We start from the raw sequence: 23544 nt of genomic DNA on the forward strand, positions 1-23544 counted from the left end.
CGCCGGTGCGTCGGGAGTCCGCCCAGTCCATCGGAGAACGTCCTCGACCACCGTGTCCTCGCACCACGCCCCGACGCACGGTGGCACAGAACGGTGTCCTCGGACGGTCAAAACCGACCGCGCCATCCCTTCCTCCCCGCCCACCTGACCGCGACCCGCCACGGGAGCTCGTTCGACAGGCGGCCCTAGTGGGAGGCCCCCGCAGTGGTCGGCGGCAGCTCGACCTGCACGCCCGAGTCGCCCGCGTCCGCCGCGTAGTCCTCCGGCTTGGTCTCGTCGACCCCCTCCGGAGCCTTGAAAGCCTTCAGTACGAAGGTCAGCACCACCGTGACGACGACGTTCAACACGAAGGCCGTCAGGCCGATGTAGCCGATCTCGCCGATGCCCGGGATCTCCTTGGCGGAGCCGCCGAAGTGCTTCTGGGCCGGGGAGGCGACGCCATACGCGGCGACCGTGCCGTAGAGCATGCCGACCGCCCAGCCGACGAGCAGCGCCCAGCGGTGGAACCACCGGGTGAACAGACCACCGACCACGGCCGGGAAGGTCTGGAGGATCCAGATGCCGCCCAGGAGCTGGAAGTTGATCGCCACCGTTTTGTCCAGGGTCAGGACGAACGCCAGCGCGCCCACTTTCACCAACAGGGACACCAGCTTGGAGACCTTGGTCTCCTGCTCCGGCGTCGCGTCCGGCTTGATGAAGTCCTTGTAGATGTTGCGGGTGAAGAGGTTCGCCGCCGCGATGGACATGATGGCTGCGGGCACGAGCGCGCCGATACCGATGGCGGCGAACGCCACACCCGTGAACCAGTCTGGGAACATGTCCTCGAACAACTGCGGAATGGCCAGCTGGCCATTGGTCACCTTCACACCCGCCGCGATCGCCACGAAGCCCAGCAGCGCGAGCAGGCCCAGCATCAGCGAATAGAGCGGCAGGATCGTGGTGTTGCGGCGGATCACCTCGCGGCTCTTGGAGGAGAGCGTCGCGGTGATCGAGTGCGGGTACATGAACAGCGCGAGCGCCGAACCCAGTCCGAGCGTGGCGTACGTCCACAGACCGGGTTCCCCGGGAACCAGGGCACCGCGAGGCGCGCCGGTGGCCGGGTTGGTCTGCGTGAACGCCTTGCCGGCCTTGGCGAAGACGTCGTCGAACCCGCCCAGCTTGATCGGGATGTAGATGATCGCCACCGCGATGACGACGTAGATCAGGGCGTCCTTAACGAACGCGATCAGCGCGGGGGCGCGCAGGCCGGACGAGTAGGTGTACGCCGCCAGCACGCCGAAGGCGATCAGCAGCGGCAGGTCCTTGACGAACCAGTTCGTGTTCGTGCCACCGCCGATGCCCAGGACATCGAGAACTGCCTGGATGCCCACCAGTTGCAGGGCGATGTACGGCATGGTCGCGAGGATGCCGGTGACGGCGACCGCCAGTGACAGGCCCTTCGAGCCGAAGCGGCCGCGCACGAAGTCGGCGGTCGTCACATAGCCGTGCTTGTGGGAGACCGACCAGAGGCGGGGCAGGAAGGTGAAGATCAGCGGGTAGACGAGGATCGTGTACGGCACGGCGAAGAAGCCGGCCGCGCCCGCCGCGTAGATCGCCGCGGGTACGGCGACGAAGGTGTACGCGGTGTAGAGGTCGCCGCCGAGCAGGAACCAGGTGATCCAGGTGCCGAACGAGCGGCCGCCCAGGCCCCATTCGTCCAGCGAGTGCTGGTTCTCGGCCCTGCGCCAGCGCGCGGCGAGGAAGCCCATGACCGTGACGGCCAGGAAGAAGAAGATGAAGACGGCGAGTGCGACGCCGTTCACGCCGTCGTTCACTTGGTACCTCCACGGCGGGCACGCTGGTCACGCTGCCACAGCAGGTAGGCGATCCCGGTCAGCGCGGTGGAGATGAGCACCCACAGCATCTGGTACCAGTAGAAGAACGGGATGCCGATGAAGGCCGGGTCCGTCTTGGCGTAGGAACCAACCCAGAGAATCGCCACGTAGGGTGCGGCAAGGCACAGACCGATGACGGCTCGCAACGGAGTCACCACCGATCTTCTGCTCTCCGGTGCAGTCGACATCTAGGAGTCTGCCTTTCACTGATGTCCGTGCATATGGCAAGTATGTGATCGGACGCCTCTATATGTGAGGCGTGGTGAGGGGGCGGCCAGGGCGACCCGCCGCATGGTGCGGCCACTCACACCTCGTTAACGCGTGAGCGAGCCCTGGTGGTTCACACCCGAGGATTGGCGCAATAACGGCAACACCGCATGTACCGGGATGATCTCTCCCCTCGGGTACGCCAAGTGAACATGTGAACACATGTGAGGCGGAAGGTCACACCCGATGTGGGTCACGTGGGGCAGGGTGCGCGATGGCCAACCGGCCGCCTCCCCGAGGGTGCCACGGGGTGTCATCGCCGTTCGGCTCGTCGGTGTCGACGCGATCGGGGCCGGCCTGCGACGACGACCAGAGCCTTCCCCCGGCCTACCAGGCGCCGTTCGCCCAGCGCACCGGCAGCACACATCACCTGCCCAGCGGCTGCACCCGCATAGATCGCCTACGACGCGAAGGCGTAGCAAGCGGTGGTCGGACCACGCGTCAGCAGGCCGTGAGTACGAAGACCCGGAGGGCACCAGATGAGACCTGTCACCCGACGCCAGGCGGACCACCACGCCGCACGTTCGGCCGCGACCCGGGCGCAGGTGATGCGCACCTTGGAGCGGCTGCTCGATTCCGGCGAGGCCTTCTCCGAGATCAGCGTCCAGCGGATCCTCGAGGAGGCAGGCATGTCCCGGGCCACGTTCTACGCGCACTTCGACAGCAAGTCGGACGTCCTGGTGTGGCTCCCCGACGAACTGTGGGAATCCCTGCTGGCGTCGGCGCGACGGTGGGCCCCGGGCGCCGGGGTGGACGGGCCGACCGGTTCGCCCGGATCTGGTGGCACGGCGCCTACCGTCGCCCCGCAGGCTGACCTTCTCCCCTCAGATACACGTCCGCACAGGCGGAATAGCGTTCCATAGCCGCCCATCGCACACATGTGACTGTCACGAGTGCGGATGCGACACGTCTCGGCAGATCTGAGGGAGACGTTGATGCACCGGGAGTTCCGGACAGACAGCGACCGGCGGGCACAGCGCGACTGCAGACACGAGGACCCTGAGTTGTTCTTCCCCATCGGTGACGCTGGCCCGTCATTGGCGCAGATCGAGGAGCCAAGGCCGTGTGCCGGTACTGCGCCGTCATCGAACTCTGCCCTCAGTGGGCGCTGGAGTCCCGCGAGGACCACGGCATATGGGGCGCGACAACCGAGGCGGAACGCCACCGACTTCAGCGGCCCGCTCGACCGGCGGCCCCAACCACCGGGGCACCGGCCCGAGCCGGCCGGACACCGCCGTCGCCGGCACACCGTGGGGCGCGTGAGGGCCTCCGCGCGACACGGACCGGGATCCATCGCGCGGAGGCCGTCGGCAGCCTCAGTCCTCCCAGTGTTGGACCGCGTCGGTCGCGGTGACGTCACCGGCGTAGACGAGTGCCACCCGATGGTTGAACTGCACGGTGTACATCTTCTTGCCGCCGATCACGACCGCCCCGCTGGAGGGGAAGTAGTCGTCGGTGGCGGCGGGTTCGGTGGTGGCGACGTAGGCCTGGCCGACGGGGATGGAGTACATGCTCAGCGGTGCCTGCGTGGAGGCGCCCAGACCGACCGGGTATTCGGTCTTGTCCGGGTAGCTGGATCCGTACACGGACACCGGGCCGGTGCCCGCAGGCCGGATGACCTTCACTCCGTAGCTGATCTTCGTGTTGACACCGTCTTGGTTGTGGAACCACACCTTGGTGCCGCTGAACCAGATCGCTGTCCAGTCGCCCTGCACGTCGGCGACGACGAACTGCTGCCCGGACTGGGCCGTACTGCCCCAGTCGTTGATCCGGTCGGTACCGGCCGCCGTTCCGTGGATCGCTTGGTCGCCGAAGAGCGGGGCTGTCTCGCTCGGGGAGGTGCGCAGGTAGACGAAGTTCGCCTGCTGGCGCCGTTCGGTGCAGGTGGTCGTCTGCCCGGTCGGGTCGTCGGACGGGCACACCTGGAGGGTCTGCTCGTTCTCTGCGAACGGTGGGTTGATCGTCACGACCTCGCCGGTCTGCGGCACGCCGGGAAGGCCGTTCGACGGGGTGCCCAACAGATCCATGAAGTGCTGCCAGTCCCACGCGGGCCCGGGGTCCCAGTGCATGCCGGAGACCAGGGCGGAGTTGGGACCGGCGACGTTGTCGTGACCGATGACATGCTGCCGGTCCAGGGGGATGTCGAACCGCGCGGCCAGGTACTGCACCAGGGCTGCCGTCGCCTCGTACTGGGCCTCGGTGTACCAGGCGGCGCCCTGGACGGCGAAGCCCTCGTGCTCGATGCCGATCGAGTGCAGGTTGGTCGAGTAGTTGCCCGCGTGGAAGGCGATGTTCTTGGTGGGCACCATTTGGGTGACGGCGCCTTCCGAGGACATTACGTAGTGCGTCGAGGTGGTGTTGGTGGGGTTGGCCAGCCCTGCCACACCGGCGTCGTAGGTGGTCTCCAGGTCGTGGATGACGATGGTGTCGATCCTGATGCCGTTGGCGGGGCGCTCGGAGACTTGGCCCCCGGCGGGGGAGCCGGTGACGAAGGTGCAGCGGACGGCGGGCGGGCACTCGGTGTCGGTGGTGGCCGCTGCCTTCAGACGCAGTGCGGCGATCTGCGACGGCATCGCCTCGACGGAGGGGTCGGCGGTCAGCCGGACCTCCTGGCCGTCCTGCGTCGTGGCGGTGGCGCCGCTGCGCAGGGTGCGGAAGACGCGGTCGGCGAAACTCACCGCGCCCTGCCGCTGCTTGGCCTGGCTGTAGCGGGCCACGGCGCCGTACCACTGGGAGGCGTCCGTGGGTGTGCCGCCGACCAGTTCCTTCTCGTACGAGGCGAGCAGCGCCGCACCGCCTCGGATGTTCGCCACATCGTCCGCCCGCAGCCGTCGCGCGGACAGCCCGGTCAGTTCGGAGGCCCTTTGGAGGGTGTGCAGGGCGGGGTCCGCGGCGAGGGACTTCAGGTCGGCGCGGCCCACGGCGCCCGCGCCACCGCCCGCCAGCATGTCGGGAGTGACGTCGGTGAGGTGCATGACCCCGTAGCCGCCGTCCGTGCTGGCCTGTGTGCCGTGCGACTCCCAGCGCGACTCCTGGTAGGACAGCGCCAGCAGGACGCCGGGTGGGACGTGGTATTCGGCTGCGGCGGACACGAGGGCCTGCTGCCGGGACGTGGTGCCACTCGAGAGACCGTGTGAGGTGTCGGCCACAGCCGTGAGCGGCGATATGAGCAGACCGCTCGCGGCCAGCACACTCGCAGCGATCACGACGGGCGTTCCGGCCCTCTTTCGCTTGTGCAAGGTATGGATCCTTAGGAACCGGGAGACATGGTGCCGAGACGGTTGCTCCGGACGGCGGGATGTATGCCCGAGGCAACCTCTGGACGTGCCGCTGACTATAGAGGTCTCCCTGCCGCTCGCGGCACAAGTGCGAGCGAAGAAGGGGTAGTTGTCGCCCCGAAAAACGCGAGGATTGATCACGGCACCGCTCGGCGATCTGACCCACCGAATGACTGATGCCCCGGCTGTCCCCTTGGCGGAGCTCCGGCGGCGGGGGTCGTAGCGGGTCAGCCAGGTGAAGACAGTCCCGTGGCAGGTGTGGGCATCGCCGTAGCCGGGGGCGCCCTGGAGGGTCTCGCGTTTGAGGGACGTGTGGAAGCTTTCGCAGGCCGCGTTGTCGGCGCTGGTGCCGACCGCGCCCATCGGCCGGGTGACTTCGAGCTGGTCGCAGCAGTGACCAGGCCGGTGCGCATGTGGTCGGCGATTCCCCAGCCGACGACCTTGCGGCTGAAGCTGTCCAGCACGGTCGCGAGATACAGGAACTCCCGTCTTCCAGGGGGAGATACGTGATGTCCCCATACATTTCAGGCCGGGTTCGTCGGCGGTGAAGTCCCGCTGGAACAGGTCCGGGACCGGTGAGGTGGCCGGGTCCGGGATCGGTGAGGTGGCCGGGTCCGGGATCGGGTGCGCAGGCGGATGCCGGTGATGGAGAACGTCCGCGTGATCCGGGCGACCCGCTTTTCTGACCCTCCTGCAAGGCCGAGGGCTGGATTCCGGGAAGGCCGATGTCCGTCTCGGAAGCCTCTCCTTGATCATCAGGGCCGCCGTTGGCCAGGTATTCCCGGCCTCGGTGGTCTGCTCGCCGTGCGGGACACGAGCGGGTGTCCGCGCGGCCTACGTACACACGCATAAGGGCGAAACAAACGTGCTTTGTTCGACATGTATGCTCTTTCATGCGGAGATGGCAAACATGTCGATGAGAAACATGTCTACACGTACGGGCAGACGGAGGCGCAGATGATGACGAATCCGTTCGATGACCAGGACGCCAGGTTCGTGGTGCTGGTGAACGCGGAACGGCAGTATTCGTTGTGGCCGGTCTTCGCCGATGTCCCAGCCGGCTGGGAAGTCGTCTTCGGCGAGGCCACGCGTCAGGAGTGTCTGGACTACGTCGAGCACACGTGGACCGACCTGCGGCCCAAGAGCCTGGCCGACGCCATGGACGGCGACTGAGTCGGCGTCGGGCTCTCGTATCACCGGAGTCGCCCGCTTTCCCATCGCACCCAGTGTCCGCCGGCCGACCCAGCGCATCAACGGCCGTCGCGCGCGGGTGGCACCGACCTTCAACAGCAACATCACAGGTGGAGAGAATGGTCGAGTACGCGGGCGACAGGTGGCCGTTGACCACCGGACAGCTCGGGATATGGAACGCCCAGCAGCTCGAACCCCACAGCGCCGCCTACAACATCGCCGAGTATGTGGAGTTCCAGGGCCCGCTGGACGTCGACATATTCCTGTCCGCGCTGTGCCGGCTGGTCGAAGAGGCCGACCTGGCGCACGTGCGGTTCGAGATCGCGGACGACGGCTCGGTCGCTCAGCGGTTCGCCCGGAACCCGCAGTGGCACCCCGTCTTCGTGGACCTGCGCGACGAGGCGGAGCCACAGGCGGCGGCCGAGGCGTGGATGCGGGATGACTTGGGACGCCCTGTCGATCTGCTGAAAGGTCCCCTGTTCACGCAGGCGCTTCTCGCGGTGGGAGAGAGCCGCTACTTCTGGTACCAGCGGGTACACCACATCATCGGTGACGGCTACAGCGGATCGCTGATGGTGGCGCGCTGTGCGGACATCTACACAGCCCTGACACGCGGAACCCCGGTCGAGGAAGGTGCTCTCCCCTCGTCGGTTCTGCTGATCGAGGGAGATCGCGAATACCGGACGTCAGCGCGCTTCCAGACCGACCGGGAGTTCTGGCGCGGGGCTTTCGCCGACCGCCCCGAGCTGCCGGTCGTGGACGATCGCAGCGTGTCCGCCCCGCCGGGTGGTCCGGCCCGGGTATCGGCCGAGATCGAGCCCGGGATCACGGAGGGACTGAGGACGCTGGCCCGAGAGCTGCGGACGAGTTTGTCCGCTGTACTCATCGCGGCCGCGGCGGTGAGTACGGGCGCCCGCACCGGTATCGACGAGGTAATTCTGGGTATTCCGGTCCTCGCCCGCAGGGGCCGCCTTCAGCTCGGCACCCCAGGCATGATGTCGAATATCCTGCCGGTCCGGTTCCGCTTGCGGCCGGACCAGACGGTGGCGGAGTTCGTCCGTGGCGTCTCGCACACGCTGCGCGCGGCCCTGAGGCACGACCGTTACCGCTATGAGGACATCGTCCGGGATCTGCATCTAGTCGGTCGGGGGCCGCTGTTCGCTGCCGTGGTCAACGTGATGCTGTTCGACTACGACGTCAGCTTCGGCGACATCCCGGTTGAGGTGCACGGTCTTTCGGGCGGGGAGTTCCACGACCTGTCGATCACTGTCCGGGAGCACCGGCCGGGAGCCCCGGTGACCGTCACGGTCGACGCCCGTGCCGCCGCATCGGCGGCGGAAAACAGCGAGCGCAGCGCGCAGTACTTCCGCAATGCCCTGCACTGGCTGGCAAGAGCGATACCCGATGACGTCATCGGCACGTGGCAGCTCCTGGACGAGGCCGAGCGTGACCGGATGCTCGCCTGGGGGGCCGGTCTTGCATGCGAGATACCGGCTCGTACGGTGCCGGAATTGTTCGAGGCGCAGGTGGCCCGGACGCCGGCGGCGATGGCCGTGGTGTTCGAGGAAGCGCGTGTGACGTACGCGGAGCTGAACGCGCGGGCCAACCGTCTGGCGCGGCTGCTGGTGGACAGGGGCGTGGCCTGCGGGGACCGGGTCGCGGTCATGCTGGAACGCTCGGCCGACCTGGTCGTCGCCCTGCTCGCGGTCGTCAAGACCGGCGCCGCTTACGTGCCCGTCGATCCGGCGTATCCGGCCGACCGGATCGGCTACCTCCTCACCGACGCTGCACCCACCGCGGCCATCGTCTCCACCGTCACCGCCCCCTCCGCCCCGGCCGGCCTCACCCACGTCATCCTCGACCACCCGGCCACACACGCGGACCTGGACTCCTACGGCGACGACAACCTGACCGACGACGACCGTCACGGGCCACTCCTGCCCGCACAACCGGCCTACGTCATCCACACATCCGGATCCACCGGACAGCCCAAAGGCGTCGCGGTTCCGCACAGCGGCGTGGTGAACCGTCTGGCGTGGATGCAGGACATGTTCGGACTCCGCGCGAGTGACCGTGTCGTGCAGAAGACGCCGTTCTCGTTCGATGTTTCGGTATGGGAGTTCTTCTGGCCGCTGGCGGAGGGGGCCACGCTGGTGGTGGCCCGTCCGGACGGGCACCGTGACCCCGAATACCTGGCCGGTCTGATCGAGCGCGAAGACGTGACGGTGGCGCACTTCGTGCCGTCGATGCTGAGCGCTTTCACGGCGGCGGCCGAGGTGTCGGAGCGGAGTCTGCCGTCGCTCCGAGCCGTGGTCAGCAGCGGTGAGGCGCTCTCCGCGCGGCTCCGGGACCGCTTCTTGGCCTGCTTCGGCGTGCCGTTGTACAACCTTTACGGTCCCACCGAGGCCTCGGTTGACGTAACGGCTTGGGCCTGTCGTCCGGACGGTGAGCACGGGGCGACAGTTCCCCTCGGCCGTCCGGTATGGAACACCCGGGTGTACGTGCTGGACGGCTGGCTGAGGCCGGTGCCCGTGGGAGCGGCGGGTGAACTGTACCTGGCGGGGGCCCAGCTGGCACAGGGGTACCACGGGCGGCCGGGGCTGACGGCGGATCGGTTCATCGCCAACCCGTACGGCGCTCCCGGGGAGCGGATGTATCGCACCGGAGACCTCGTCCGGTGGCGGGCGGACGGCCTGCTGGAGTACCTGGGCCGCACCGACGACCAGGTGAAGATGCGTGGCGTGCGGATCGAACCCGGTGAGATCGAAGCGGCGCTGCTCGCGCATCCGGACGTGCTGGAGGCCGTGGTGGTGGTCCGGGAGGACCAGCCCGGTGATCAGCGCCTGGTCGCCTATGTCGTGCCGGCGGGTGATGCGGACGCCGTAAATTTGTCCGCGCTGCGGTCCCATGCCGGCGCCACGCTGCCGGATCACATGGTGCCCTCGGCGTTCGAAGTGCTGGATGTCCTGCCGCTGACGGTGAACGGAAAGCTGGACCGCGGAGCGCTGCCGGCACCCGGCCCTACCTCGTACGGCACCACCGGCCGGGGGCCGGCCACCGAGCGGGAGGAAGTGCTGTGTGCCCTCTTCGCGGACGTCCTGGGCCTGCCGACTGTCGGAGTCGACGACAACTTTTTCACACTGGGCGGGCACTCCCTGCTGGCCCTGACGCTGGTGGAACGGGCCCGTGAACACGGCATCGTCATCGACGTGCGGACGCTGTTCCTCGCCCCGACCGTGGCGCAAGTGGCGGCCACGGTCGGGCAAGGACCGCGCCCTGCCGAGCCGGCCGGGGAAGGGATCCCGGCGGGCGTCACCCAGATCACGCCGCAGATGGTGCCGTTGGCCGGTCTGACGGATGAGGAGCTCGAGCGGGTCGTCGACGCAGTGCCGGGCGGCGTGGGCAACATCGCCGACATCTACCCTCTGGCCCCGCTCCAGGAGGGCGTCTTCTTCCATTCCGTCCTGGAGGGCGAAGGCGCCGACCCGTACGTCCTGCCGGTGGTGCTGGTGGCGGACGGCCGGGCCCGGCTGGACGCGTTCCTCGCCGCCGTGCAGCGCGTCGTGGACCGTCATGACGTCCTGCGGACTTCCTTCGTGTGGGAGGGAATCAGGGAGCCGGTCCAAGTGGTGTCGCGCGCTGCCGTGCTGAAGGTGGAGGAGACGGAATGGCCGGCCGACGCGCTGCACGAGCAGGACGCGGCGGAGCGGCTGATAGAGGCGTGCCCACCGCGTATGGATCTTTCCAGGGCCCCGCTGATGCGTGCGCATGTCACGCGGGAGCCCGGGCAGGACCGCTGGTGGCTGCTGCTGCGCATCCACCACCTGATTCAGGATCACACCGCGCTGGACGTGCTCCTCGGTGAGATCGCCGCGTGCCTCGAAGGACGCGAGGACGGCCTGCCCGAGCCGCTGCCCTTCCGGGAGTTCGTGGCACGGGCGCGTCTGGGGGCTTCACGGGAGGAGCACGAGCGGTTCTTCGCCCGGCTGCTGGGGGACGTGACGGAGCCGACGGCACCGTTCGGCGTGCTGGACGTGCACGGTGACGGTCGGGACATGGCGGAGATCCGAGTGCCGCTGGAGGATGCGGTGGCCCGGCGGATCCGGGTTCAAGCCCGGCGTCTGGGGATGAGTCCCGCGGTGCTGTTCCACGTGGCCTGGGCGCGTGTGGTGGCGGCGGCGTCGGGCCGCGACGACGTGGTGTTCGGCACCGTGCTGTTCGGGCGGATGAACGCGGGTACCGGCTCGGACCGTGTGCCCGGACTGTTCATCAACACTCTTCCGGCTCGTCTGGACATCGCCACGGTGAGCGTTGCGGAGGCGGTCGAGAAGATGCGGCAGCAGCTTGCCGATCTGCTGCCCCACGAACACGCGCCACTGGCACTGGCCCAACAGGCCAGCGGTGTGGCGGCCCGGACGCCGCTGTTCACGTCCCTGCTCAACTACCGGCACGACAGCGGACGCGAGAGGGATCTTCCCCTGGAGGGGATCGAGTTCCGTCAGGCGCGAGAGCGCACGAACTACCCGGTCAGCATGAACATCGAAGATACCGGGGACGGTTTCCGCCTGGTCGGCCAGACCACGGTGCCGGCCGGTCCCGGCGCGGTGACCGCTCTCCTGGCCACCGCGGTGGAGAGTGTGACCACGGCGCTGGAGACCGCGCCCGCCACCGCGCTGCGCCGGGTCAGCTGCCTCGCTGACACACAGCTCCGGCACGTCCTGCACACGCTCAATGACACCTCCCACGACGTGCCGGTGGCGACCCTGGCCGAGTTGTTCGAGGCGCAGGTGGCCCGGACGCCGGCGGCGATGGCCGTGGTGTTCGAGGAAGCGCGTGTGACGTACGCGGAGCTGAACGCGCGGGCCAACCGTCTGGCGCGGCTGCTGGTGGACAGGGGCGTGGCCTGCGGGGACCGGGTCGCGGTCATGCTGGAACGCTCGGCCGACCTGGTCGTCGCCCTGCTCGCGGTCGTCAAGACCGGCGCCGCTTACGTGCCCGTCGATCCGGCGTACCCGGCCGACCGGATCGGCTACCTCCTCACCGACGCTGCACCCACCGCGGCCATCGTCTCCACCGTCACCGCCCCCTCCGCCCCGGCCGGCCTCACTCACGTCATCCTCGACCACCCGGCCACACGCGCGGACTTGGACTCCTACGGCGACGACAACCTGAGCGACGACGACCGTCACGGGCCACTCCTGCCCGCACAACCGGCCTACGTCATCCACACATCCGGATCCACCGGACAGCCCAAAGGTGTCGCGGTCAGTCATCAGGCTGTGTGCCATTACCTGATGTGGGCCGCGCACGCCTACCCGGGGCTGTCGGGATCGGCACTGTTGCATTCGTCAGTGGCGTTCGACCTGACCGTGACCGCCTTGTTCGGGACGCTGACCTGCGGTGGCACACTGCACGTTGGCGACGTCCAGGAGATGCTTCCTGCGGGGCGGGCGCTGAGCTTCCTCAAAGCGACGCCGAGCCACATGGCGCTGCTGTCCGGCCGGAACGCGAGATCGCTGCCCGGGCGCGAGCTGGTGCTCGGTGGTGAAGGGCTGAGCGGTGAGCAGCTGGCCTGGCTGCGAGCGACGCATCCGGATGTGACGATCGTCAACGAGTACGGCCCGACCGAGGCCGCTGTCGGGTGTGTGGCTTTCGGCGTCCGCGCGGCTGACGCACCGGCCGCGGGCCGGGTTCCGATCGGCCGCCCGGTGTGGAACACCCGGGTGTACGTGCTGGACAGCGGGCTGTCTCCGGTGCCCGTGGGGGCGGCGGGTGAGCTGTATCTGGCCGGTGCGCAGCTGGCGCAGGGATATCTGGGCCGGCCGGGGCTGACCGCAGAGCGATTCGTGGCCTGCCCCTACGGGAGGCCGGGTGAGCGGATGTACCGCACAGGAGACCTCGTCCGGTGGCGGGCGGACGGCCTGCTGGAGTACCTGGGCCGCACCGACGACCAGGTGAAGGTGCGTGGTTTCCGGATCGAACTGGGTGAGGTGGAGGCGGCGCTGCTGGCGCACCCGGATGTGACCGGGGCGGCGGCGGTGGTGCGCGGGGACCGGCCCGGCAACGGACGGATCATCGGTTACGTGGTGCCGGCAGACGGCTCGGACGCAGTTGGTGACAGCGACGTGCGGGCTCACGTCGCCCAAAAGCTGCCCGCCTACATGGTGCCGGCTGCCGTGGTGGTCCTGGACGCGCTGCCGTTGACGGCGAACGGCAAGCTCGACCGGGGTGCCCTGCCCGAACCCGACTTCACGTCGCGGACCTCGCAGGACGGGCCCCGTACCGCGCTGGAGGAGATCCTGTGTGCGGCGTTCGCCGATCTGCTGGGTCTGCCCCGGGTGGGGATTCATGACTCCTTCTTCGACCTGGGCGGCCACTCCCTGCTGGCGACCCGCCTAGCCAGCCGCGTCCGGGCCGCGACGGGTGCGGAGCTGCCGCTGGCGGACGTTTTCAGGCATCCCACCGTCGCGGGGCTGGCCGCTTGCCTGGACGACGGGCCGGACACGCGGCGGCGCCCCCCGCTGGAACGGCGTCCGCGCCCGGCGCACGTACCCCTCTCTCCGGCCCAGCGCAGGCTGTGGTTCCTCGGGCGGCTGGAGGGCCCCAGCGCCACGTACAACGTCGCGGCGGCCATGTGGCTGGAGGGATCGCTGGACGTCCATGCGCTCGATGCTGCGCTTCGTGACGTGGTGGAGCGGCACGAAGTCCTGCGCACGGTGATCGAGACGGTGGCGGGCGAGCCGCGCCAGCGTCTGCTCCCGGCGAGCGCTCGCATCGAGATGCTGACGGTGGAACCCGGTCCATTCGGCGACGCGGAACTCGCGGATCGGATCGAGGAGATGGCGTCCTACCGGTTCGACCTGTCGCGGGAGGCCCCCCTGCGAGTGGGCCTCCTCGGGGTACGTGCCGACGCCTGGGTGCTGGTGGTGAACGTGCACCACGTCGCGAGCGACGGATGGTCCATGTCGGTCGTGGCACACGATGTCTCGGTGGCCTACCGTGCCCGCGCCGAAGGTCGACAACCGGACTGGCCGGAGCTGCCGGTGCAGTACGCGGACTACGCCCTGTGGCAGTCCCGGTTGCTCGATGCGGGCGACACTCCCGGCAGTGTGCGCCACCGTCAACTGGCGTACTGGCGCACCGTCCTGGAGGCGAGTCCGCGGGAGACGCCTCTGCCGCTGGACCGTTCGCGCCGTGTCACATCCAGCCACGAGGGTGCGAGCGTCGACATGCGCCTGTCCGCGTCCTTGCACCAGCGCCTGGCCGCGCTCGCCCGGTCCCACGACGTCACACCGTTCATGATTCTCCAGGCCACCCTCGCCACCTTGCTGTCACGGCTGGGCGGTGGTCACGATCTGCCCATTGGCACGGTGGTCGCCGGACGCACGGACGAGAAACTCGACATGCTGGTGGGGCCGTTCATCAATACGCTGGTCCTGCGGCACGACCTGAGCGGTAACCCCTCGTTCTCACAGCTCCTGTCCCGGACCAGGGACGTGGTGCTGGGAGCCCTCGCCCATCAGGACCTGCCGTTCGAAGACCTGGTGGAGGACCTGTCCCCGGAACGCTCGACCGCCGTGCACCCCCTGTTCCAGGTGATGCTCCTGCTGCAGAACCACGCCGAGGCCGTCGTCGACCTTCCCGACGTCACGGCACGGGCCGTACCGACCGGACACACCCCGGCCAAGCTCGACCTGACGTTCGAGCTTGAGGAGGTGTCCGGCGGCGACGGCGAGCCCGCGGGCCTCGCCGGCACCCTCACATACGCCACGGACCTCTTCACGGAGACCTCCGCCCACCTGCTCGTGGAGCGCTTTGCGCACGTCCTGGACCTGCTGACCGATGATCCCGGGCTACGGATCGACGACATCGACCTGTTGCTGGCACGGGAGCGGGCGCAGCTCCTGGGACCGCCACCCGTCACGGAACCCGGGGTGCCGCCGAGCACGCTGCATGCGATGGTCGAATGGCAGGCGGCCCGGGTTCCCGACGCCGTGGCCGTGGTCTGCGACGAACGCGCACTCAGCTACCGGGAACTGAACGAACGTGCCAACCGCCTGGCACGGCTCGTGATCGAGCGAGGCGCCGGTCCCGGAGATCTCGTGGGCATCGCCTTGGACCGTTCCGAAGACCTGGTCGTCGCCGCTCTGGCGGTGATGAAGGCCGGGGCCGCCTATCTGCCTGTTGACCCCGGCTACCCCACCGAGCGCATCGCCTACACCCTGCACGACGCCAGAGCGGCCGTCGTCATCACCCACTCCGCCATGGCAGCCGCGCTGTCCGAAAGTGACGGCGTGGACCGCATCGGCCTGGACGACGCGGCGACCGTCCGGTTCTGCGCCGCGGCCGACGCAAGCGATATCACCGACTCCGAGCGCACAGCCGTGCTCACCGCGGAACATCCCGCCTACGCGATCTACACCTCCGGCTCCACCGGCAGACCGAAAGGCGTTCTTGTCACCCACGCGAACGTGGCCGCTCTGCTGGGGTCCACGCGTGACACCTTCCAGTTCACCGGCGACGACGTGTGGGCGTGGTTCCACTCGTTCGCTTTCGATTTTTCGGTGTGGGAGATCTGGGGCGCACTGACCCACGGCAGCCGACTCGTCGCCGTCCCCTTCGACACCTCACGCTCCCCCCGCGACCTGTTGCTTCTCCTGGCCCGTGAGCGCGTCACCGTCCTCAACCAGACACCGAGCGCGTTCTACCAGCTGGATCTGGCGGACTGCGCGGATCCCCGCACCAGCGCGCAACTCTGCCTGCGCGTCGTGATTTTCGGCGGAGAGGCGCTGGAGACCGCTCGGCTCGCAGCGTGGTACGACCGCCACGCCGCGAACGCTCCGCAGTTGGTGAACATGTACGGAATCACCGAAACGACGGTGCACGTCACGCACGTCTCGCTCACAGCCGGCACCGCCGGCCGGACGGAGCACGGCAGCCTGATCGGGCGTCCGATTTCCGGCGTGCGAGCCTACGTTCTGGACGCCGGGATGCGGCCGTTGCCGCCCGGTGCCGCGGGTGAGCTGTACGTGGGCGGCAGCGGTGTGGCGCTGGGGTATCTGGGGCGCCCTGCGCTGACGGCCGGACGTTTCCTCGCCGATCCCTTCGGCCGCCCCGGGGACCGGATGTACCGGACCGGGGACATCGCGCGGTGGAACACTGCAGGCGAACTGGAGTACCTGGGGCGCAGCGACGACCAGGTCAAGATCCGCGGCTTCCGGATCGAACTGGGTGAGGTCGAGACCGCGTTGGTGTCGCACCCGGCGGTCGCCCAGGCGGCACTGGTGCGCGAGGAGCACGACGGGGACCAGCGGCTGGTGGCCTACGCGGTGCTCGATCCCACCGCCGCCAGGGTGACCGGCCGGACACTGCGCGCCCATCTGGCGCACCTTCTGCCGTCCTACATGGTGCCGTTCGTCATGGTGGTCGAGGAGTTGCCCCTGACGGTGAACGGCAAGCTCGACCGCGGGGCCCTGCCCGCGCCGGAGCCCGACGGCCACGACACCGATGGCCCGCGCGATGCGATGGAGGAACTGCTGTGCGCGGTCTTCGCCGACGTGCTCGGATTGGCGCGTATCGGCATCCACGACTCCTTCTTCGAGCTGGGCGGGCACTCCTTGGCCGCGGTCACCCTGACCGAGCGGCTCCGGGAACGAGGCGTCGCGGTGGACATCCGCAGCCTGTTCGTTTCCCCGACCGTCGCCGGTCTGGCCGCGGCGAGCACTCTGCTGGCCGACGCGGAGGAGTCGGAGCCTGACCGCGAGCGGCCCGTGGGAGCGGAAGAAGCGGGGGTGGCCTCACCGCTGCCGGCCGGCTTGACGGCGGCGGTCGCGCGACGGATACCCGGTGGCCTGGCGAATGTGGCGGACGTCTATCCGCTGGCCCCGCTGCAGGAAGGCATCTTCTTCCACTCCTTGATGAGTGCGGACGGCGACAGCGACGTGTATGTGCTGCCGACCGTCCTCGCCTTCGACACCCGTGAACGGCGCTCGGCTTTCCTGGCAGCGTTGCAGCGGGTGGTGGACCGTCATGACGTACTGCGCACGGCCATGGTGTGGGACGGACCGGCAGAGCCCATGCAGGTGGTGCTGCGTCAGGCGGTGGTGCCGGTACGGGACGTACTCCTGCCGGACGGCTGCGCGGACGTCGCCGAGGAGCTCCTGGCCGCCGCGGGCTCCCGTTTGCCGCTCGGGCAGGCCCCGCTGCTGCGCGTGACCGTGAGCCGCGAGCCGGTGCACGGCCACTGGCCGGTTCTGGTGCAGGTGCACCATCTCATCCAGGACCACACCGGTCTCGACGTGCTGATCGGCGAGATTGCGACGGTCATGGACGGCCGGGAGGACCTGCTTCCGGCCCCGGTTCCGTTCCGCGAGTTCGTCATGCGGGCGCGTCGGCTGATGCCCCGCGAGGAACACGAGGCGTTCTTCCGCCACCTCCTGGGCGACGTGACCGAGCCGACAGCTCCGTTCGGCCTGGTCGATGTCCGCGGTGACGGATCCACGGTCCGGGATGCCTCACGGGCTGTGGACCCGGTCCTGGCCGGGCAAGTGCGCAAGACGGCGCGCGACCTGGGCGTGAGTCCGGCGGTCCTCTTCCACGTGGCCTGGGCGCGGGTGGTCGCGGCGACGTCGGCACGTGAAGACGTCGTCTTCGGCACGCTGTTGTTCGGGCGCCTGCGGGGCGGCGACGGAGCGGACCGGGTCCCCGGGCTGTTCATCAACACGCTGCCGGTCCGCATGGACACCCGCGCGCACAGCGTGTCCGAGGCTGTGGCGGGCATGCGACGAAGTCTGGCCGAACTGCTCGCACACGATCACGCGCCGCTGGCGCTGGCCCAGCAGGCCAGCGGGCTGCCGCCGCAGAGCCCGCTTTTCACATCCCTGTTCAACTACCGCTACAGCAGCCCGCCCGGCACCCGCACGGGCCTGGACGGCGCACAGGTGCTGTTCTCACGAGAGCGCAACAACTACCCGCTGACCGTTTCCGTCGACGACTTCACCACCGGGTTCTCCGTGACCGTCCAGGCCGTGGAAATCGTCGACGCCAACCTGGTCGGCGCCCTGCTGGAGCACACGATCAGCGGTCTCGTCGCCGCTTTGCGGGACGACCCCGACCTGCCGCTGCACGAGCTGCCGGTGCTCGGTGACACACAGCGCCGGCGCCTGCTCGCCGCGGCCCCGCACGCGGACGCCGCCGAACACGCTGCCAAGCCGGCGGTCACGGTCTCCGGCTTGTTCGAGCAATACGCGGCAGCCGCACCCGACCAGCCGGCCCTGATCCACCAAGGCGCCCAGTGGACCTACCGGGACCTGAACACGCGTGCCAACCAGCTGGCCCGGCTGCTCATCCGTCACGGGGTGGGGCCGGAGCGCCTGGTCGCGGTCGCCCTGGACAGTTCACCACTGCTCATCGTCGCGCTGCTGGCCGTACTGAAAGCGGGAGGAGCCTACCTGCCGGTCGACCCGGACTATCCCGCGGACCGCATCACCTACATGGCCGATGATGCCCAGCCGGTCCTCCTGCTGACCACGCCCGGCTCCCGCGGGGATCTGCCGGACCTGACCATCCCCACACTGGACCTCGACGAGTCTGGTCTGCCGGCGACCGTGCCCGGCGACGACCTGACCGACCGCGACCGCACGTCCCCGCTCGTGGCCGGCCACCCCGCGTACGTCGTCTACACGTCCGGGTCCACCGGGCGTCCCAAGGGCACTACCGTGACCCACGGTGCGGTGATCGACCTGGTGGCACCCGCCGGCTACGCCACGCTCGCACCGGGCGACACGGTCGCCCAGCTCGCTTCGGTCTCCTTCGACGCCGCGACGTTCGAAATCTGGGGGGCGCTGCTCAACGGAGCCCGCCTGGCGCTGCCCTCCACCCACCGGATGGGACCGGTGGAACTGAAGGAGTTTCTCTCCGATCACCGCGTCACCGTCTGCTGGCTGACGGCAGGGCTCTTCCACGAAATGGTGGACGCCGATCCGGAGATATTCCGTCCGGTACGCCACCTGCTCGCCGGCGGTGACGTCCTGTCGGTCGCCCACTGCCGGGCTCTTCTGGCCCGCCTTCCCCACCTGCGTCTCACCAACGGCTACGGTCCCACGGAGAACACGACGTTCTCCACCACCCACACCCTGCGCGCACAAGACCTGGACGCAGCCGCCAGCGTTCCCATCGGACACCCCCTGCCTGGGTCACGGGCCTATGTGCTCGACGCGCGTCTGCAGCCCTGCCCGCCCGGTGTGGCGGGCGAGCTCTACGTGGCGGGGCCGGGACTGGCCCGCGGCTACCTCAACCGCCCCGGACTGACGGCACAGAGATTCGTCGCAGACCCCTACGGTCGGCCCGGCGAGCGGATGTACCGTACGGGCGATGTGGCGCGCTGGAACCCCAACGGGCAGCTGGAGTTCCTGGGGCGCACGGACCGGCAGATCAAAATCCGCGGCTACCGCATCGAGCCGGGAGAGATCGAAAACGCACTGCTCTCCCTCGCCTGTGTGCGCCAAGCCGCCGTCACCGTGCGGGAGAACGGCCCCGCAGGACGCCTGCTCGCCGCCTACGTGGTTCCCGCGCCAGGCCCAAACCTCCCGGAGGAACAGGTCCGTGAGGAACTGGCCGGCCTTCTGCCCCCCTACATGCTCCCCGCCACCCTCACCGTCCTGGACACGCTGCCCCTGACGGCCAACGGCAAAGTGGACCGAGACGCACTGCCGTCCGTCGGCCTTGCTTCCAGGACACCGTCGGACGAGCCGCGCACCGCGCGGGAAGAGATCATCTGCGAGTTGTTCGCCGAAATCCTCGGCATCCCCCGGGTCGGCATCCACGACTCCTTCTTCGACCTGGGCGGACACTCACTGCTCGCGGCCCGGCTCGTCACGGAGATCGGGAAGAGGTTGCATGTCGACGTGCCCTTGCGCGCCCTGTTCGCTGCGCCCACCGTCGCCGAATTCGCCCCGCGGCTGGGACCGTCGACACAGTGGGAAGCCTTCCGCACCGTCCTTCCCATCCGCGGTACGGGAACGGACAAGCCGCTGTTCTGCGTCCACCCGCTGGCCGGACTGAGCTGGGCCTACGCGCCTCTCGCGCGTCTTGTCCCCGCCTCGGTACCCATCTACGGACTTCAGGCCCGCGGCTTCTACGACAGCGACCCGCTGCCCGGTTCCCTGCGGGAGATGGCTGCCCACTACCTCCAGGAGATGCAAAGGATCCAGCCAGTCGGCCCCTACCACCTCCTCGGCTGGTCCCTCGGTGGTGTCATCGCCCAGGAGATCGCAGTGCAGCTCCAGGAAGCCGGCGAACGCACCACGTCCCTCATCCTGCTCGACTCGTTCCCCTCCCTGGAGACAGAGCGGCACAACCAAGGAGCCGGACACGACACGGCCACGGACCCCACCGACCTGGCACCGGACAGGTCCGCCCGAAACCCCGCCGGAGACGGATTCCGGCTGGAGAACCTCGACGACTACATCCGGGCCAACCCGGTGCAACTGACCGATGAGGAGTTCGCCATAGCACGACGCATCATCCTCAACAACGGCCAGCTCTATCTCACCCACACGCCCCGGCGATACGACGGGGACGCGTTCCTGGTGGTGGCAACCACCGACAAACCCTCGCACGTCACCCCGGCCAAGGACTGGGCGCCAGCCATCACCGGGCACATCGAGGAACTCAGGCTGGCCTGCGGACACCACGACATCGTCTTCCCAGAGCACCTGGAACGGATCTGGACGGCTTTCCGCGAGCACGGCCATAACGGTCGGCCACGTTGAAAGGCTCGGTGGTGCCGATGCAGGCGGGGAAGGCACCGAAGTCGACGAGGCACGTGTCGGGGCCGGCCGAGGTCAGATCCGGACGCCGAACTGGAACGGCATGTTGCCGATCGACTCGTAGCGGACGACTGTGCCGGTGCGCGGGGCGTGGAGGACTTGATCGTTGCCGGCGTAGAAGCCGACGTGGTGCTGGTCGCCGTAGAAGATGACCAGGTCGCCGACCTTGAGGTCGGACTGGCTGTAGATTTTCGTGCCGTAGTTGGCCTGGGCCTGCGAGGTGCGCGGTATGCCGACACCGGCCTGGGCGAAGGCCCAGGAGGTCAGACCCGAGCAGTCGAAGGAGGAGGGGCCGGAGGCGCCGTAGACGTACGGCGAGCCGATCTTGCCCTGGGCGGCCTGGAAGGCGGCGAGGGCGCGGCCGGAGGCGGGGGCGGTGCTGCCGAGGTCGACGCGCTCGCTGGCGGAGCGGCTGGCGCGGTTCTCCTCGGCGGCGATGGCGGCCTTCTCGGTGGCCGTCAGCGTGTTGAGGAGCTTCTGCGCCTCGCCGAGCTTGCCCTGGACTTCCTTCTTCTTCTTGGCCAGCTCGGTGCGGGTGCTCGAGAGGTCCTTGAGCTTCTCGGAGGCCTCGGAGCGCTGCTGCGCGAGCTCGCGCTGCTTCTCCTGGATCTTCTTCAGCGCGTCGACCTGCTGGGCGCTGAGCTGGTCGGCGGTGGATGCCTTGTCCAGGTAGTCGTCCGGGTTCGACGACAGGAAGAGCTGGAGGGAGGAGTCGATGCTGCCCGTGCGGTACTGGGCGGCGGCGGCCAGGCCCATGGAGTCCCGGAGGTCGTTGAGCTCCTCCTGGCCGCGGGCGACGTTGTCCTGGATCGTGGAGATCTCCTTCTGGAGCTTCTCCTGCTTCTCCTTGGCGCCGTTGAGCTTCTCGGTGGCCTGCTCGGCCTCCTCGTAGAGCTTGTCGACCTTGGACTTGACCTCGTCCTTGCTGGGCTTCTCGCTCGGCGCCGCGTTGGCGGCGTTGGCACTCAGAGCGACTGCAGCGGCAGCAGCTGTGGTCAGCACGGTCACGCGCGTGCGGCTCGGCTGCTTGGGTCGACGGTGGGACGCCACGGAGGCGAACTCCTTCTGGTCTTAGCCGCCTGTTAACACCTGACTGGCGGTCAATGGTGTCCGACGCACGGACACTTCGTACATGGATCGGGTGGCAGAACTTCGCTGCGACTGTAGCCGGTCACACCTGGCGGCGACAACGTGCTCTGATGTCGAAGTGTTCTGTGTGGGCTCCGCCGCATCTATATGTCTGCTATTTCGCTGTCTTCCTGAGTGTTGTTGACACCTTCCCTCTCCCGCCGATGGGACAGGTTTCACGGTGCCCTGCGCGGGATCGCCGGGGCCGCGTCGGCCAAGGCATCATCACTTAGAGGACATCTCATTTGGCGTGTTCGATAGTCTGCGGTCGTGGACATCGTGGAGCGCTTGGTGCCGGATGAGCTGTGGGAGTTGTTCGCGCGGGTGGTGCCGCCAGCCCCGACACGGCCACAAGGTGGTGGCCGACAGCGGTACGGGGATCGCGAGGTGCTGGCCGCGATTGTGTTCGTGGCCACGTCAGGGTGCACATGGAAGCAGTTACCGCCATCCTTCGGCCCGTCGGGGCCGACCGCGCACCGCCGGTTCAGCGAATGGAGCAGGGCCCGGGTCTGGGCCAAACTGCACCGCCTGGTGCTGGACGAACTCGGCGCTCGCGGAGACCTGGACTGGTCGAGGTGTGCGATCGACTCGGTGAACATGCGGGCCCTGAAAGGGGGGGCCTGACAGGTCCGAATCCTGTCGATCGGGGCAAGAAAGGCTCGAAGATCCACCTGATCACCGAGCGGACTGGTCTGCCCCTCTCCGTCGGCATATCGGGTGCCAACCTCCACGACAGCCAGGCCCTGCAGCCCCTGGTCCGCGGGATCCCGCCGATCCGCTCCCGCCGCGGCCCACGCCGACGCAAGCCCGCCAAGCTGCACGCCGACAAGGGCTACGACTACGACCACCTGCGTCGATGGCTGCGCAAGCGCGGTATCACGCACCGCATCGCACGCAAGGGGGTCGAATCCTCCACACGGCTGGGCCGCCACCGCTGGACGATCGAGCGCACCATGGCCTGGCTCGCCGGCTGCCGTCGGCTCCACCGCCGCTACGAACGCAAAGCCGAACACTTCATGGCCTTCACCGCCATCGCCTGCACCCTCATTTGCTACCGCCGACTCACCAAATGAGACGGCTTCTTAGGGGTCCTTGCGGAATGACCTTGTTGTGGCACGGTGGAGATGTATGTGATCCCGTGTTTTGTGGGGTGTGACCATGGCGCGGCGGAAGCCGTGGGAGGTCAGTGACGAGTTGTGGGCGGTGATCGAGCCGCTGTTGCCGAAGCATGAGCGTCGTTTCCGGTATCCGGGGCGCAAGCGGATCGGTGACCGCAGGACCCTGCAGGGTGTGCTGTTCGTCCTGTACACCGGTGTCCAGTGGGAGTTCCTGCCGCAGGAGTTGGGGTTCGGTTCGGGTCCTACCTGCTGGCGGCGTCTGGCCGAGTGGCAGGAGGCCGGGGTGTGGGAGGAGCTCCAGCGGGTGCTGCTGGATGGGTTGCGGGCAGCCGACCGCCTCGACTTCTCCCGCGCCACGATCGATGCGTCCCACGTGCAGGCCAAGCGGGGGCGAAGCAGCCCAAAAGTCGGCCCGAGCCCGGTTGACCGCGCACGACCGGGCGGGATGTGCTGTCCGTCGGTGAGGATGTGGTGCTTGCTGCCGGGCCGTCCAGCCGCTCGGTGCGAAGCCGCCGCCACCACTTGCAGACTGTGTCCGCGGCCACCCGCAGATCCCTGGCGACTGCGACGATCGGCGGTGCTTCCGGCCCCGCACACGCCAGCACAATCCGAGCCCGCAGGGCCAACGCCTGGGTCGATGTCGCCCGACGCGTCCACGGCTCCAACGCCGCCCGCTCCTCCGCAGACAGCAGCAACGGCTCCAACTTGGGGCCGCTGCAAGGAACTGACGCGCCAGCAGCAGAAGTCACGCAACTACTAACGATCAACTACTGACGCAGGACACCAGCGCGCATTCGTGCAGCGGTTTCTATGGTTTCATCCGTACATGTGTGCAATGCCTGTATCTAGTTGATCCTGC

The 23544-nt window shown here is 68.6% G+C and carries 8 protein-coding genes and 2 pseudogenes; 6 read left to right on the forward strand and 4 right to left on the reverse strand.

The annotated features are described in order from the left end of the window. Positions 1–185: 185 nt before the first annotated feature. Positions 186–1814, reverse strand: a complete 1629-nt coding sequence (gene mctP / locus OHU89_RS54230) for a monocarboxylate uptake permease MctP (RefSeq protein WP_331737753.1) — start codon at positions 1812–1814, stop codon at positions 186–188. Then, on the reverse strand, positions 1811–2062 hold the full coding sequence (locus OHU89_RS54235; protein WP_331737754.1) for a DUF3311 domain-containing protein: 252 nt from the start codon (positions 2060–2062) through the stop codon (positions 1811–1813). Before OHU89_RS54235 ends, mctP begins: the two co-directional genes overlap by 4 nt. A 558-nt stretch (positions 2063–2620) precedes the next feature. Between OHU89_RS54235 and OHU89_RS54240 the strand changes: the two genes are divergently transcribed. Continuing rightward, positions 2621–3004 carry a helix-turn-helix domain-containing protein gene (locus OHU89_RS54240; RefSeq protein WP_331737755.1) on the forward strand — a complete coding sequence of 128 codons (384 nt, stop codon included), beginning with the start codon at positions 2621–2623 and terminating at the stop codon, positions 3002–3004. Positions 3005–3076: 72 nt separating this feature from the next. Further along, positions 3077–3324, forward strand: a pseudogene (locus OHU89_RS54245) (WhiB family transcriptional regulator); the annotation flags it as partial. Between the two features lie 133 nt (positions 3325–3457). Here OHU89_RS54245 and OHU89_RS54250 read toward each other — a convergent pair. After that, the gene (locus OHU89_RS54250; RefSeq protein ID WP_405655323.1) at positions 3458–5380 is read right to left on the reverse strand and encodes an N-acetylmuramoyl-L-alanine amidase; all 1923 of its coding nucleotides are present in this window, start codon (positions 5378–5380) and stop codon (positions 3458–3460) included. Between the two features lie 996 nt (positions 5381–6376). Between OHU89_RS54250 and OHU89_RS54255 the strand changes: the two genes are divergently transcribed. Together OHU89_RS54255 and OHU89_RS54260 are read left to right on the forward strand one after the other, a co-directional pair. Next, entirely contained in the window at positions 6377–6592 is a 216-nt protein-coding gene (locus tag OHU89_RS54255) for an MbtH family protein (RefSeq protein WP_331737756.1), read from the forward strand. A 137-nt stretch (positions 6593–6729) separates the two neighbouring features. Beyond that, the gene (locus OHU89_RS54260) at positions 6730–20382 is read left to right on the forward strand and encodes an amino acid adenylation domain-containing protein (RefSeq protein ID WP_331737758.1); all 13653 of its coding nucleotides are present in this window, start codon (positions 6730–6732) and stop codon (positions 20380–20382) included. Between the two features lie 72 nt (positions 20383–20454). Here OHU89_RS54260 and OHU89_RS54265 read toward each other — a convergent pair whose 3' ends face one another. Next, positions 20455–21489 (reverse strand): NlpC/P60 family protein, encoded by a 1035-nt coding sequence (locus OHU89_RS54265; protein WP_331737759.1) that lies wholly within the window; start codon positions 21487–21489, stop codon positions 20455–20457. 357 nt (positions 21490–21846) lie between these two features. Between OHU89_RS54265 and OHU89_RS54270 the strand changes: the two genes are divergently transcribed. Then, positions 21847–22640 (forward strand): IS5 family transposase gene (locus OHU89_RS54270; protein ID WP_405655342.1). Its coding sequence is split into 2 segments (ribosomal slippage): positions 21847–22186 and positions 22186–22640, totalling 795 coding nucleotides; the frame shifts between segments, so codons are not numbered across the junction. Positions 22641–22725: 85 nt separating this feature from the next. Next, positions 22726–23127, forward strand: a pseudogene (locus tag OHU89_RS54275) (transposase); the annotation flags it as partial. Positions 23128–23544: the final 417 nt, after the last annotated feature.

The organism is Streptomyces sp. NBC_00019, assembly GCF_045041015.1.
Lineage (GTDB): Bacteria > Actinomycetota > Actinomycetes > Streptomycetales > Streptomycetaceae > Streptomyces.